Source organism: Pseudomonas sp. SDO55104_S430 (genome assembly GCF_054070595.1).
Genome location: NZ_JBSVXG010000035.1, coordinates 25,593 through 38,683 on the forward strand (window position 1 = coordinate 25,593; position 13,091 = coordinate 38,683).

The window sequence follows — 13,091 nt, forward strand, 5'->3', positions numbered from 1 at the left end:
AATGGCGAGGTATTTGGGACGAAGAATCAGCTGCATCTGTGTTGAACTATGGTGCCATCATGACCCTCTACCAAAGGAATCCCCGCACCGGAGCCCGCCATGCGTGAAGACCTGACAGCACCCGACCTCAAAATGTGGCAGCGCGTGTTCGATGACCAGGCGTTTTGGCAACAGTCCCCCGACGCCCATTACATCGAACTGCTGCGCCTGGCCGACGATCTATTGGGGCAGGGCGCCATCGACCTTGAGCAGTGGCAGGACCTTAATGCCAAAGCGGCGCAGTCCCACAAAGACTCGCCAGCCATCAACGTGGCGCGGGAAGTCGACGATCCCGACGCCTGAGGACATCCCCATGAAGCCCACAGCCGACCAGCAGCATCCCGACGAACCACGGCCACCTGGCGAGACCGAGCGCGACAACGACGCGTTGCGCCCCACCGACCCGGCCCGGCGCAAGGACAGCGGTAAAGGCACGGCAAGCGGAGAGTCCACGGCGCAGGAAACGGCGAAACAGTCCCGGTAAGCGGTCGGCACCGAATCGGTTTTCAGTGCCGTTCGTCGTTACGGACAACAAAGCGTTCAACAGGGTTTTAACGAACTGAAAGTTGGACAACAGATCTATACAGGCAAGTTGACGGTCAGTAGAAAGATCGGAAGTTAAGGATCAGGCGGTTATCCCTGTACAACTTTCTGTATAGGAATAAGCGTTTCTTTGGACTGACTGGTGAGCTTCAATTCTCGGCGCCGAAATTGTTGAAGCGTGTATCTGCAAATTTCATTTATAAATCGCGGACATCCGTACCAGGTTCCATTAAAATGCGCCGCGTTCGCCCAGTGTCAGGGCTCTTTACCAGTGCATGGATTGCCAAGGCCATTGCACTGGGCGGACACCACCGCGGAGTTTTCTGTGAACTTCCAGCGACTTCTACCGAAAAGGGTGATCAAAATGATCGCCCTTTTTTTATTGCGCATATTCCCAAGATCCCAAGGTAAAAAGAGAATTTTCCTACAATCTTTGGCGCTTTGATCTTGGCTCGTCATCTGCGTCACAAGTTGCCGATCCCGGCATCCTGACCCGCCCCTCGAAGCGAACGATTTTCAACGGCGGCTCGGAAACCCCGCGACAAAAATCGGCATCAGGCGCACCGTAGTCAATCGCCTGGCAGGCCGAACGATCAGTCCAGCGCAACGGTCAGATGCCAGGCTCAACGCGCAGCTTCCTGCACATTTCTGCAGCCCCGAGATGGAGTGATGACGACATGAAAATCCTGATGGTTTTAACGTCCCACGATCAATTGGGTAACACCGGCAAGAAAACCGGCTTCTGGCTGGAAGAATTCGCAGCACCGTATTTCGCCTTCAAGGATGCCGGCGCGCAACTGACCTTGGCCTCGCCCAAGGGCGGCCAGCCGCCGCTGGACCCGAAAAGCGACGAGCCCGACTTTCAAACCGAGGAAACCCGGCGCTTTCGCAAGGATTCCGCCGCCCAGGCGGCATTGGCCTCGACCGTGGTGCTTAGCTCGGTGAATGCCGGCGATTACGATGCCGTCTTCTATCCCGGAGGGCATGGCCCGCTGTGGGATCTGGCTGAAGACAAACACTCCATCGCCCTGATCGAATCCTTTTACAACGCCGGTAAACCGGTCGCCACCGTGTGCCACGCGCCGGGAGTGCTGCGCCACGCCAAGGACAAGGACGGCCAGCCGCTGGTCAAGGGCAAGAAAGTCACCGGGTTCACCAACAGCGAAGAGGACGCCGTGCAACTGACCGACGTCGTGCCGTTTCTGGTGGAGGACGAACTCAAGGCCAAGGGCGGGATCTTTTCCAAAGGCCCTGATTGGGCCAGCTATGTGCTGACCGACGGGCTGTTGATCACCGGGCAGAACCCGGCGTCGTCGAAGGCGGGGGCTGAGGCGTTGTTGGCCAAGTTGAAATAGAGCCCGCCGCTCAATTAAAGGCGATGAGGACACTGTGGCGAGGGGGCTTGTCGAAACGTCGCACCGCCCCGCTGGGCTGCGAAGCGGCCCCAAAAGATGGGACTGCTGCGCAGTCCAACGGGGGCAAGCCCCCTCGCCACAGATAATCCCCTCTCCACAGGTAACTATTTTTATCGGCTCAACGCCGCAAAACACTGCTCAATCGAACGCCGCTGCGTCTCGGCATACAACCCCAACTCATCAATGGTCTGCCGCCCCAGCGCCGTTTCGAACGCCTGCTGATTGGAATGCACACCATAGTGGGTCTGCGCGGCATCCCCCAGGTTCGACTGGAAAATCCCCGCGGCACTCACCGGCAGGAAATCCTCATACACCAGCGGTTCAACCCGCAGGTAGCCGGCGCTGACCAACGCTTCCAGCGGCAAGGTTTGCAGCTCGGCCGCCGCCAGGCCTTTTTCCGTCAGGAAGTAGCGGAAGTAAGCCAGTTCCTGTTGGCGCATGCCGTCGTAGGTGTCGGGAAATTCACTGAAGTGCTGGGTCATCAGCGCGTTGTAGCGCGTGGCGTTGGCTTCGTTGGGGAAGTCCTTCAGTTCATCCCGGGCGGCATTGAGCAGGCGGTCGTACAGAGCGCGCCCCTTGGGCGTGAGGGCAGCGCCACGTTGTTCGATTTCGCCGAAACGGGCGCTGTGGCTGCCCTGATTTCCGGCTTGATCGGTAAAGGCCACCGGCTCGTCGAGGGCCTTGAAACTGGTCTGGCGCAGGAGGATCGGGCACTGGCGACGGGGCGGGCCTTCGATCACGGCTTTCGGGGTGATGCCATGCACCGGCATTTGCGCCTGGACGATGTCGATGTCCAGGGTGCGCGGCGTCAGGTGATTGATGTGCGGGCCCTTGAACGCCACCACGTCGGCGATCAGGCGATGCTGGGCGCTGAGCTTCTGATACTGCTCGGCGGTCACGGTGGCGCTGTGATGCCAGCGGAAGGTTTCCAGCGCCTGTTTCACGAACTCCTGGGCTTCCTCTTCGGTGAGGCCGCCTTGGTGTTCGGCGCGCTCTATGAGCGTCAGCGCGGTGGGGGTGAAGATCGAACGCTTGTCCAGCACCGACTGGGCAAAAGAGCGCAGCTCAAGGTCTTCGATCAGTTCCAGACGCAGCAGCGAGGTGAACACGCGGAACGGGCTGACCTGCAGAGACGCCTCATGTACGGCACGAAAAGCGGTGGAGTGCACCGGAACCCCGGCCGGGGTCAGGTCGTAATAACCCACCGGCTGCATGCCCATCACCGCGAAAAGGCGGGCGAGGGTGGCCAGTTCCGCAGCAGTGCCGACCCGGATCGCGCCATGGCGCTCCATGTCCAGGCGCTCGATCTCGCCGGTGCTGTTCAATTGGTTCGCCACCTGCGCATCGCTGTCGAGCACGTGGCGGTTGGTCTTCTCCACCAGCTCCATCAGCGCGCCGTACAGCGGCACTTCTTCGCGGTACATGTCGGACATCGCTTTGGAGAAGCGTTGACGGATCAGGTCGGGGCTGACGAAGTTCGGGTGAGTCATGAACGGAGTTCCTGGCGCGGGTGACGTGAAGGATGGGAGAAAAGATCGCAGCCTTCAGCGCCGCCGACAAACGAAGTTTCTGACGAACTTCATTCTGCCAAGGACTGCATCCTCAATGCAGCCGTTGATCCTGAGGGCTTTCCGAGCGCAGGGATGCCAAAAACTCCCGATAAAGGCGAGCAGAACCTGCCGGCGCTTCGACCATCGGCATATGACCGATGCCTTCCCAGATTTCCACCCGCAAATCGACGATGCCCTTGCTCCAGACGGCCACGCTGCTGACGTCGAGCAGGCGATCCTTGCGTCCCCACAACAACAACGCCGGTGCGCTGATGGCCGGCAGTTCCGGCTCCATGGGCGGGCTGGCGTGGAAGTCGTCGAAGATCTCCTCCAGTTCATCACGGGACTGTTGAAAACGATGGGCAATGGCGTCCAGCACCACCTGCGGCATCCACGGTGGATCGGCCATGAGCATGGCGTAGAAGTATTTGAATTCCTCCCGGGACTCGATCAGGAAGGGGTTGTGACCATTAGCCAGGTGCCGCGCCAGATCGCTGGGCTCGGGCGAGGTCACACCCGCCGGATCGAACAGGGCAACCGAAACGACTCGCTCCGGGTAATGCGCCGCCATCCAGGCCGCGATCCACCCGCCCATCGAGTTGCCGATCACGTGGACCTTCTCGACCCCGCACACATCCAGCAACTGAATCATGCGCTTGGCCTGCAACGGGATGTCATAACCGCCACCGGCCTTGAAGCCGGTTTCGCCATGGCCGGCGATGTCGGGAATGATCACCCGGTAGTTGCCAACGAAGTACCGGGCAAAACGCAGCCAGAGGTTCTTGTCGCCACTGAAGCCGTGCAGCATCAAGACACTGCTGGATGCTTCATAGGGGCCGCCTTGCCAGGTCGAGACGGTCATCTCGTTGATGGGCACGACAATTTTGTGCAACTTGTACAGCCTGGCCTCGGCGGCCACGCTCAAGTTGTACAGCCAGTACCCGACCGCCGGGTAACTCAGCCAGCACCAGGCCGCAAACACCGCGATAGCGACTACCAGTAAAAGCATCTGTCGTCTTCCTTCTGACGGATCAGGACAATATGTGGTCGGCCGGTTTCAGGGCTCGGGTCAATCGATGAAAGCTGAAACTGAACCCCGGGAACATCGCCACCACATGACCGCTCTTGCTTTGATACCAACTGTGGCAGCCTCCGGACTTCCACACCGTGCGTTCCATTTCTCTATGGATCATTTCAGTGTAGGTACGTTCTGCCTCGGGGCGCACTTCGATGCTGCGCAAACCCCGATTTTTTAGCGTGCGAATGCAGTCGAGGATGTAGTTCATCTGTGATTCGATGATGAACAGCGCCGATGTATGGCCGATCCCGGTGTTCGGGCCGGTGACGATGAACAGGTTGGGAAAGTCGGGCAGGGCGGTGCCGAGGTAGGCCCGGGGGTATTCGGCCCAGACATTGCGCAAATGGGTGCCGTGTCTGCCGGTGACCGGGTAGGAAATCACCCCGTCGGTGGCGTCGTAGCCGGTGGACCAGACGATCAGGTCCAGGTCGACGTGCTGGCCGTCCTGCATGACGATGCCGGTTTCGTCGATCTCGGCGATGCCCTGTTCGCGGCTGTGCAGCGTCACGTTGGGCCGGGCGAGCGCCGGATACAGGGTGCTGGAGAGAATCACCCGCTTGCAGCCGATGGTGTAGTCCGGCGTCAGTTTTCGCCGCAGTTCGGCGTCGGGTACCTGGCGTTTGATGAAGCGCAGGGCCTGATGCTGGACCATGCGCACCGCCGGCTTGGAGTATTTGAAGGCGATCACCCGGGTTTCGAACTGCCAGTAGATCATCCAGCGCAGCAGTTTGTAGGCCGGCTTGAACCCCAGCAGCCAGCGCTGGAAACGCCCGAACGTGCGATCCGCCCGGGGCAGCACCCAATGCGGTGTGCGCTGGAACACGTGCAGGTGCTCGACGTCCGGGGCGATTGCCGGGATGACCTGAGCCGCGCTGGCGCCGCTGCCGACGATGGCGACGCGTTTTTGCCGGTAGTCGTAGGAATGGTCCCAGTTGTTGGTGTGAAAGGTCTTGCCCTTGAAACGTTCCTGGCCGGGGAAGTGCGGCACCACCGGTTGGCTCAATGGCCCGGTGGCGTTGATCAGGAACTGTGCGTGGAAGGTGCCTTTGGCGGTGTGTACGGTCCATTTTTTTGCGGATTCGTCCCATTCCACCCGCTCGACGTTGGCCTCAAGTTGCACCCGGTCGCGCAGGCCGAAATGCTCGACGACATGGCGAGTGTAGAGATGCAGTTCGGCCTGTTCGGCGAACATCTGCGTCCAGCGGTAGGGGGCAAAAGACAGGGAATAGAGTGGCGACGGCACATCCACCGCCGCGCCCGGGTAGGTGTTCTGGCACCAGGTCCCGCCAAAAAAATCCCGCCGTTCGAGCATACGAAAATCGGTGATGCCGGCCTTGAGCAAATTCACCGCGGCACACTGACCGCCAAAACCGCTGCCGATGATCAACACTTGGAAGGTCTGCATGGACGTCCTGAGGGAAACGGGTTTGACCCTTGTCCTTCATGTATAGCCAAAGTCCGCGCTATTGCCCGCGGCGACGGCCTGGTAGTCGACCTGAATCTTCGGATGTACCCAGAGCCCCACTGTGGGAGCGGGCTTGCTCGCGAAGACGGCCTCACAGACGACACTTATCTTGCGGATGTACTCGTTTTACATTGTGGGAGCGAGCCTGCTCGCGAGCTTTTTGAGCTGTGTACATATTCATTGCTGCGGGCGCGGCGGCTGTCGGTTCCGCCCTGACGGTCGGGTCACTTTTGGCAAACGCCCGGAATGCCGGCCCAGCCAAAAGTAACCAAAAGGTCTCGCCCCAACGTTCGGTCCCTCGCCAAGGCTCGGGATCCCTTCGCTCCGGCATTCATCCGGGGGCATCGCCTCCGGTTTGCTTCGCTGCACCTCCTCCCGATGTGTGCGGCTTCGCCGCACGGCGCTGCGCGCCTCACCCCCGGATGAACGCCTCCACTCAGCCTGCCGACGGGGCGGGTGGATCAAAAGCAAAAGCAAAAGCAAAAGCAGCCTAGGCGAGCTGACACTCGACCTGTCTGTTGGCACGGTCCCGTGTAGGAGCTGCCGAAGGCTGCGATCTTTTGATCTTGAAAGATCGCAGCCTCGTTCCACTCGACAGCTCCTACAGATGTTCGGGGACGCCCGCAGATTTTGCGTCCACCACAGCCCCCGTAGGAGCAAGGCTTGCCCGCGAATTCGTCCTGACAATCGACCAGATCTCACGGATGCACACCGACCCACTGTGGGAGCGGGCTTGCTCGCGAATACGGCCTCACAGACAACCCTGTTTCGCGAATGTACCCAGACCAAAACTGTGGGAGCGAGCCTGCTCGCGATGAATGCCCAGGCACCGCAGACATTCAGATAGCCCACGTCATCGTTAACCACCATCGCGAGCAGGCTCGCTCCTACAGTGGTTCGGGGTCGCCACGGATTTTGTGTGCACCGCAGAACCTGTGGGAGCGGGCTTGCCCGCGATGGCAGCCTTACAGCCAACCCGATCTTACGAATGTACCCAGACCCATTGTGGGAGCGAGCCCGCTCGCGATGATGCCCAGGCACCGCAGACATTCAGACACCCCGCGTCATCGTTGACCACCATCGCGAGCAGGCTCGCTCCCACAAATCAATGACATGTACTCGCTCCTCTGGGCACCGTTCCTACGCCCCATGTAGGACGCTCACTGCACGGCGTACAACTTTTCAAGAGCTTTCCTACAACGTACCCTGTTGCCGCGTTTCGGTATCGACTCCTATAGTTCGGGCTCGCGGAAACTCCGCGATCGACCTTGGCCGGTCGGTATCAGGAACGTTCAGCGCATTGCCAGCATTCAGTCAGGTTTGTCTGCATGTTGTGTCATGGCGGCTGTGCGTGGGACACCTTCGGGTGTGCCGGAGTCCTGTGCCGGTCGGCCAACCCGCGTACGGCTGCCACCATTCGTTTGGCCGCGAACGGTGGTAGCTCTCACTACAGGAGCTACACCCATGCACGACCAGGTTATGCCGCGTTATCTGCCCATCGATACCCACGATGCCGTCGATCCGGTGCTCTTCATCAATACCCACAAGGAACTCAGTGACATGGCGGCGTGCGCCATGCACCGTTTCACGGTGGTTCGCGATCTGGCTGACACCTTGCACAGCCTCAATCTCAAAAATATTTCCGATTGCGATCTGACACGCGTGACCCGCGCGGTGCATCTGCTCATGCGTGAAGGCTGCGCATTGCTGGATGTGATTCAGTTGAGAGCGCTGCAGCGGGAGGAGGGGTTCAAGACTACGGTCTAGCAAAAAACAAAAGATCGCAGCCTGCGGCAGCTCCTACATAGGGATCGCGTGGATCCTGTAGGAGTTGTCGCAGCTTGCGATTTTTTTACTCCTTCACACTCATGAACTCCTCAGCCCAACGGATGTACTCCTCCGGCTGAGTATAGGTATGCGTCAGTTCAGTCGCGCTCAGGTCAGAGGCCTGGGTGAAGATCTGGCGTTGTTCGCGCAGGCTGTCGTAGGTGGCCTTGATGGCGGCGAAGTAGGCGCCGTGGCCGTCGATTACCACGCGTACGCCCAGTTCGGCCAGGCGTTTGTCGTCGCGCAGCAGCGGGTTGCCGTAGGTCACGAGCATCAGTGGTACGGTCAGGTGCTCGGCGATTTTTTCCAGGTGGTCGAAATCCTTGATGCCGACCATGCAGATGCCGTCCGCGCCTGCGGCCTGGTATTGCTTGGTGCGGCTGATGATTTCCTGGACCGGCAGGATCCCGGCGTGGGTACGGGCGATGATCGCCATTTCCGAGTCGCAGCGGGCTTCGAGGGCTGCGCGGATCTTGCCGACGCCTTCCGCGACGGTGATCAGGTCGGTGGATTTACGGCCGAATTGCGCCGGCAGCAGGGTGTCTTCGATGGTCAGGGCGGCGATGCCGGCGCGTTCGAGTTCGACGATGGTGCGCATGACATTGAGCGCGTTGCCGTAGCCGTGGTCGGCGTCGGCAATCACCGGCAGCTGGGCGACGCGGCCGATGCGGGTGGCCTGTTCGGCGAATTCGCTGAGGGTGATCAGGGCAAAGTCAGGGGCGGCCAGGACCTGCAACGACGCGACCGAACCACCCAGGATGCCCACCTCGAACCCCAGGTCGGCGGCGATGCGCGCCGACATTGGATCGAAGACCGATGCGGTGTGGTAGCAGGTGTTGGACGCGAACAGTTGACGGAAATTGCGGCGCAAATCTTGATGAGACAGCCTGGACATATGAGTTCCACCAATGGAAATGGAAGGGCTTGAGCAAAAGTGTCAACGCCGAAAGTGTTAAAGGCTATCACGGGTGGATGTATCGAATGATGACGAATTTAGGGTGAATACGGCCATTCTGTCTGGCGCAGGCCGCGAAAGCCGTCTGAATCGCCCCTCACAGGCTGAAAGGATTAAGCCGCCACCGCCTGTCGCTGCCGGTTGTGCAGCAGTACGCAACGTACTGAATCGCCGGGTTGCAATTGCAGACGTTTGGCGGTCAGCCGATCGACGGTCAGGCAATGCCCCGTCCGTCGCGCCGGGGCCATGGTGATGCGGCAGTTTTCCAGGCGCCGGTTGTGGATCAGCCACATCGGCGCCTGATCGTCCGGGGTGCCGAGGGACAGATCCAGCAACTGGCTGTCACGCACGGTTCGAATGTTCGAGACCGGCGCCTCGATCACAGGTCCCGCATCGAAGATGTCGACATAACCCTGGTGGGCAAATCCCTCGGCGGAGAGTATTTTCAGCGCCGGTTCGCTGTTCGCATGGGGCTTGCCGATCACCGCCTGGGCCTGCTCGGTGAGGAGGCAGGTGTACAGCGGCTGGCGCGGCATCAGTTCGGCGATGAACGCCTTGTTGCCCAGCCACGACATATGATCGGCATGACTGAAATCCATCTTGAAAAAGTGCCGGCCCACGCTGTCCCAGAACGGTGAGCAACCGCGCTCGTCGGCACTGCCGCGCAGTTCGGCGATGAGCTTGTCGCCGAACAGGTGCGGGAACTCGGCGACAAACAGCAGGCGCCCCAGTGACAGCAACCGCCCGCGACCTTCCAGACGTTGATCGGGGCGCAGAAACAGCGAGCTGAGCTCCGATTGGCCAGTCATCTCATTGTTCAAAAACAGCGTCGGCATCTGCCGCTGGATCCCCAGATCCGCCGACGAACTGACCGTCATCCCGACCCTGTAGTTGTACCAGGGTTCACGCAGGCCGATGGCCCCAGTCATGGCACTGACGCCGATCACCTGCTGATCGTCGTCCTCAAGCACGAACAGGTAATCGGCATCGGCGCGTTCAACCTGTTCGGCGAACGTCCGTTTGGCCCAGCGCAGACGGTGGTTCAGGCGTTCTTCGTTGGCCGGCAGGCTGTTCAATCCACGGCCCGCCTGCCGGACCAGCGCACGCAGGGCGGGCAGGTCGGTGACCTCAACGGGACGGACGATCATGCTGCAACTCCTGTTTCGCGCAGGTTCGGGCGCCGGGGCCGATCGAGCCTCACAGGGCGATCAGCCGGATCGGGCTGCCTTCGCTGACTTTCAGCGCGGCGCACATGCTGGCGTCCAGTGTCACCGGCTGCCCGGGAACGTGGTCGAGATCGGCGACGATGGCCCGATAGTTCTCCAGCGAGTCATTGCTCACCAGATAGCGGCCGCGGGCGTCGATCACCGAGCCAGGCCGGGCCACCGTGGTGTGGCCGTTGGCGATCGAGCGAATGCCCTGGGTGCGTGCAAAAAGAGTCGGGCCACCGTCGAACAGATCGACGTAGCTATTGGTCTCGAATCCTTCGCGCTCGAGGATATCGAAGGCATCCTGGCCATCGGGATGGATGCGGCCGATGCAGTCCTGCGCGGCCTGGGGCAGCATCGGCACGTAGATCGGGTATTGCGGCATCAGTTCGGCGAGGAAGCGCCGACTTTCCAGGCCACACAGCCGCTCGGCCTCGACGTAGGACAGATCGTAAAAGTGCTTGCCCACCGCATCCCAGAACGGCGAATGGCCGTCCTCGGTGCTGTAGCCGACGATTTCGGTGATGACCGCATCGGAAAAACGCCGCGGATAAGCCGCGATGAACAGCAAGCGCGCCCGCGACAACAGTTCCGAGAACGCCGAGCGTTCAAGTGCTGCATCGATGTGGAAGCCGCGTAGCAAGGTGTGGCCGCTGAGATCCTGACAGACCGAGAGCGCCGGCACGTCATGCTCAATGTCCAGCTCTCGCGAGGCGCTGTTGAAGTGCCGGTTGCGCAAGCTATAGAACGGTTCTGTGAAACCGGCGGTGGCGAGAATTTCCGAGCAGCCCACCAGACAGCGGGTCGTCAGGTCCTCCAGTACGAAGCAGTAGCTCTCGGGACCGGGGCTGAACGCGTCGTGCTCGAACGAGGTACAGGAATCGAGAATCTTGTCCCGCAGGCGTTCGCCATCGTCCGGCAGGGACGTGACGCCCACCAGGCTTTCCCGGGCAAGTCGCTGCAACTGGGGCAGGTCGCTTAATTGCACTGGACGCAAGACCAGCATGGATGCACTCCTTATCAAAGGCTCGGTGTCGGGCACCGGACCGGACTATCACTGTCGGTTTCCACGCATTGAAACGGCGGGCGCGTTATCAGGCTCCGCTCTTTTTTATTGATTACGGTTTCATGGCCACAAGCGACGCGCAGTCTCGGGGCATCGGGGCGCGTTCGGCGTTGTGTTCGGACGGGCAATGTTCGGACGGGGAGATATCCAGAAAACAATGTCCAGACCTGGATCGAAGATCGGGTCTTTGAATGAGGGCATCCGGGCTCCTGCTGGATGAGAAAACGGTAATCCTTTGAAACCAGTATTTAGTCTACGGCTATTGCATGTCTAGTTAATTTTGGCGCGGTTCCGGGTGCCTGAACATGCAGTATGGGCTCTCGGGGCAAACGGCTACAGGGATGTCGTTTGACCTTGTAGGCCTCTGCCTGAAAGGCTGTCGGACAAAGTCTTTCTTGTGGGAAGAATTACCTGAAGGTGTGCGTGACTCAAACTGAAACAAAACGCCCCCAGATCCTTTCGTTACGGCACAATTGCCCTCTATTACGCGGCCCCAGGCTGTTTTTGAAGTCACGACAGAGAGATTTTTCGTGCAGGCGACCCGTTTGACTCTGATATGCCACGCTCGAACCGTCGCACAAAAATTGGCGAGATTTCCTACAAACGAGCCAGTGGAGATGGATTGGCAAATGGCCAAGGGTTCGCGCAGTGCTCAGTTCAAGGGTTCTCCCAGGCTGAAGAGTGCGCCGGAGCTGCGCGCCCGGCAGACCGCCGAGCTGTTCGGTGAGACGGTGGAGATTGTCGAGGCACTCAGGGATTTCGATCTGGGGCGCTGGAGCGGTGTCAGCATCAAAGACCTGCAGCAGAGCGAGCCGGAAAATCTTGAATGCTGGCTTGCTGCGCCGGACAGCGCACCACACGGCGGCGAGTCGGTGACACAGGTCATCGAGCGAGTCGCCGACTGGCTGACGACCCTGGAATCGACACCCGGGCATGTCGTCGCCATCACCCATCCGTTTATCATCCGCGCCGCGCTGACCCATGTGCTGCACAGTTCGGCGTTCAATCTGATTGATGTGGAGCCGCTGTCGGCCATCGAACTGCAGTTCAATGGCTGCTGGCGACTGCGCTTGCCGGGCACCGAGCCCGAAGGAACCCTTTGATGAAAAAAATCCTGGTCATCGGCATTGGCGCCGGTAATCCCGACTACATCACCATGCAGGCGGTGAAGGCGCTGAATCAGGCGGACGTGTTTTTCCTCATGGACAAGGGTGAAAGCAAGGACAAGCTGATCGACCTGCGCCGGGAGATCTGCGAGCGCTACATCACCGATCATGACTACCGCTTCGTCGAAGCCCAGAGCCCGGAACGCGAGCGCGGCGATGTGGACTACACCTCCAGCGTCGATGACCTGAACCTGGCCAAGCAGCGCACCTTCGAGAAGCTGATCAACGAGCAATTGGCCGACGGCCAGTGCGGTGGTTTCCTGGTGTGGGGCGACCCGGCGCTGTACGACAGCACCATTCGCATCCTGCAGGCGATTCTCGCCTCGGGCACCTGTGCCTTCGAGTTCGACGTCATCCCCGGCATCACCAGCGTTCAGGCCCTGGCGGCGCAGCACAAGGTGCCGCTGAACCAGATCGGCCGTTCGGTGGAAATCACCACCGGTCGCAGATTGGCGGCGGGGCAGGTGAGCGATGCCGATTGCCTGGTGGTGATGCTCGATGCGCACGATTCCTACCGGCAGGTGGCGGACAAGGACACGGAGATTTACTGGGGCGCCTACCTGGGCACGCCGGACGAGATTCTGATCAGTGGCCGGCTGGGGGATGTGGAGCAGGAGATCGAGCGGGTGCGCAAGGCGGCGCGGGTGGAGAATGGGTGGATTATGGATACCTATTTGTTGCGTAAGCCTTGAGTCATTGGTTGTCTCTGCTGACGCCTTCGCGAGCAAGCCCGCTCCCACATTGGATCGTCGTCGAACACACATTTTGTGTACGACACT

At 60.2% G+C, this 13,091-nt stretch carries 12 protein-coding genes; 6 read left to right on the forward strand and 6 right to left on the reverse strand.

Translation table 11 applies throughout. The features are described from left to right. The first annotated feature begins 99 nt into the window (after positions 1-99). The 3 genes from ACW9JE_RS09260 to ACW9JE_RS09270 all read left to right on the forward strand — a co-directional run bounded on the left by ACW9JE_RS09260 (position 100) and on the right by ACW9JE_RS09270 (position 1,937). The gene (locus tag ACW9JE_RS09260; RefSeq protein WP_224535035.1) at positions 100-342 is read left to right on the forward strand and encodes a hypothetical protein; all 243 of its coding nucleotides are present in this window, start codon (positions 100-102) and stop codon (positions 340-342) included. A 10-nt stretch (positions 343-352) separates the two neighbouring features. Next, complete coding sequence (locus ACW9JE_RS09265) at positions 353-523, forward strand: hypothetical protein (RefSeq protein WP_175380271.1); 171 nt, start codon at positions 353-355, stop codon at positions 521-523. A gap of 736 nt (positions 524-1,259) precedes the next feature. Continuing rightward, complete coding sequence (locus ACW9JE_RS09270; protein ID WP_457432571.1) at positions 1,260-1,937, forward strand: type 1 glutamine amidotransferase domain-containing protein; 678 nt, start codon at positions 1,260-1,262, stop codon at positions 1,935-1,937. A 170-nt stretch (positions 1,938-2,107) separates the two neighbouring features. On the opposite strand, the gene hglS is transcribed toward ACW9JE_RS09270, so the two are convergent. The 3 genes from hglS to ACW9JE_RS09285 all read right to left on the reverse strand — a co-directional run bounded on the left by hglS (position 2,108) and on the right by ACW9JE_RS09285 (position 6,030). Beyond that, complete coding sequence (hglS, locus tag ACW9JE_RS09275; protein WP_457432572.1) at positions 2,108-3,487, reverse strand: 2-oxoadipate dioxygenase/decarboxylase HglS; 1,380 nt, start codon at positions 3,485-3,487, stop codon at positions 2,108-2,110. A gap of 112 nt (positions 3,488-3,599) precedes the next feature. Continuing rightward, on the reverse strand, positions 3,600-4,556 hold the full coding sequence (locus ACW9JE_RS09280) for an alpha/beta fold hydrolase (protein ID WP_224535027.1): 957 nt from the start codon (positions 4,554-4,556) through the stop codon (positions 3,600-3,602). Positions 4,557-4,578: 22 nt separating this feature from the next. Beyond that, a complete protein-coding gene (locus tag ACW9JE_RS09285) occupies positions 4,579-6,030 on the reverse strand; it encodes a flavin-containing monooxygenase (RefSeq protein WP_457432573.1) in 1,452 nt (483 codons plus the stop codon). Positions 6,031-7,554: 1,524 nt separating this feature from the next. On the opposite strand from ACW9JE_RS09285, the gene ACW9JE_RS09290 reads away from it, so the two are divergent. Beyond that, positions 7,555-7,857, forward strand: a complete 303-nt coding sequence (locus ACW9JE_RS09290; protein WP_457432574.1) for a hypothetical protein — start codon at positions 7,555-7,557, stop codon at positions 7,855-7,857. An 85-nt stretch (positions 7,858-7,942) separates the two neighbouring features. On the opposite strand, the gene ACW9JE_RS09295 is transcribed toward ACW9JE_RS09290, so the two are convergent. The 3 genes from ACW9JE_RS09295 to ACW9JE_RS09305 all read right to left on the reverse strand — a co-directional run bounded on the left by ACW9JE_RS09295 (position 7,943) and on the right by ACW9JE_RS09305 (position 11,086). After that, on the reverse strand, positions 7,943-8,812 hold the full coding sequence (locus tag ACW9JE_RS09295) for an isocitrate lyase/PEP mutase family protein (RefSeq protein WP_224535024.1): 870 nt from the start codon (positions 8,810-8,812) through the stop codon (positions 7,943-7,945). A gap of 173 nt (positions 8,813-8,985) precedes the next feature. Next, a complete protein-coding gene (astA, locus tag ACW9JE_RS09300; RefSeq protein ID WP_224535021.1) occupies positions 8,986-10,020 on the reverse strand; it encodes an arginine N-succinyltransferase in 1,035 nt (344 codons plus the stop codon). A 49-nt stretch (positions 10,021-10,069) separates the two neighbouring features. Beyond that, on the reverse strand, positions 10,070-11,086 hold the full coding sequence (locus ACW9JE_RS09305; RefSeq protein WP_457432575.1) for an arginine N-succinyltransferase: 1,017 nt from the start codon (positions 11,084-11,086) through the stop codon (positions 10,070-10,072). Between the two features lie 590 nt (positions 11,087-11,676). On the opposite strand from ACW9JE_RS09305, the gene ACW9JE_RS09310 reads away from it, so the two are divergent. Next, positions 11,677-12,249 carry a histidine phosphatase family protein gene (locus ACW9JE_RS09310; protein ID WP_457432578.1) on the forward strand — a complete coding sequence of 191 codons (573 nt, stop codon included), beginning with the start codon at positions 11,677-11,679 and terminating at the stop codon, positions 12,247-12,249. Then, positions 12,249-13,004: a precorrin-6A synthase (deacetylating) gene (gene cobF, locus ACW9JE_RS09315; RefSeq protein WP_457432576.1), complete on the forward strand. Its 756-nt coding sequence runs from the start codon at positions 12,249-12,251 to the stop codon at positions 13,002-13,004. The genes ACW9JE_RS09310 and cobF overlap by 1 nt, the downstream gene beginning before the upstream one ends. Positions 13,005-13,091 lie beyond the last annotated feature (87 nt).

Excerpts from the sequence above, each read along its gene's own strand:
- ACW9JE_RS09280 (WP_224535027.1), bottom strand. The coding sequence starts at position 4,556 with ATGCTTTTACTGGTAGTCGCTATCGCGGTGTTTGCGGCCTGGTGCTGG.
- ACW9JE_RS09285 (WP_457432573.1), bottom strand. The coding sequence starts at position 6,030 with ATGCAGACCTTCCAAGTGTTGATCATCGGCAGCGGTTTTGGCGGTCAG.
- cobF (WP_457432576.1), top strand. The coding sequence starts at position 12,249 with ATGAAAAAAATCCTGGTCATCGGCATTGGCGCCGGTAATCCCGACTAC.
- ACW9JE_RS09265 (WP_175380271.1), top strand. The coding sequence starts at position 353 with ATGAAGCCCACAGCCGACCAGCAGCATCCCGACGAACCACGGCCACCT.
- ACW9JE_RS09305 (WP_457432575.1), bottom strand. The coding sequence starts at position 11,086 with ATGCTGGTCTTGCGTCCAGTGCAATTAAGCGACCTGCCCCAGTTGCAG.
- ACW9JE_RS09270 (WP_457432571.1), top strand. The coding sequence starts at position 1,260 with ATGAAAATCCTGATGGTTTTAACGTCCCACGATCAATTGGGTAACACC.
- ACW9JE_RS09290 (WP_457432574.1), top strand. The coding sequence starts at position 7,555 with ATGCACGACCAGGTTATGCCGCGTTATCTGCCCATCGATACCCACGAT.
- ACW9JE_RS09260 (WP_224535035.1), top strand. The coding sequence starts at position 100 with ATGCGTGAAGACCTGACAGCACCCGACCTCAAAATGTGGCAGCGCGTG.
- astA (WP_224535021.1), bottom strand. The coding sequence starts at position 10,020 with ATGATCGTCCGTCCCGTTGAGGTCACCGACCTGCCCGCCCTGCGTGCG.
- hglS (WP_457432572.1), bottom strand. The coding sequence starts at position 3,487 with ATGACTCACCCGAACTTCGTCAGCCCCGACCTGATCCGTCAACGCTTC.
- ACW9JE_RS09295 (WP_224535024.1), bottom strand. The coding sequence starts at position 8,812 with ATGTCCAGGCTGTCTCATCAAGATTTGCGCCGCAATTTCCGTCAACTG.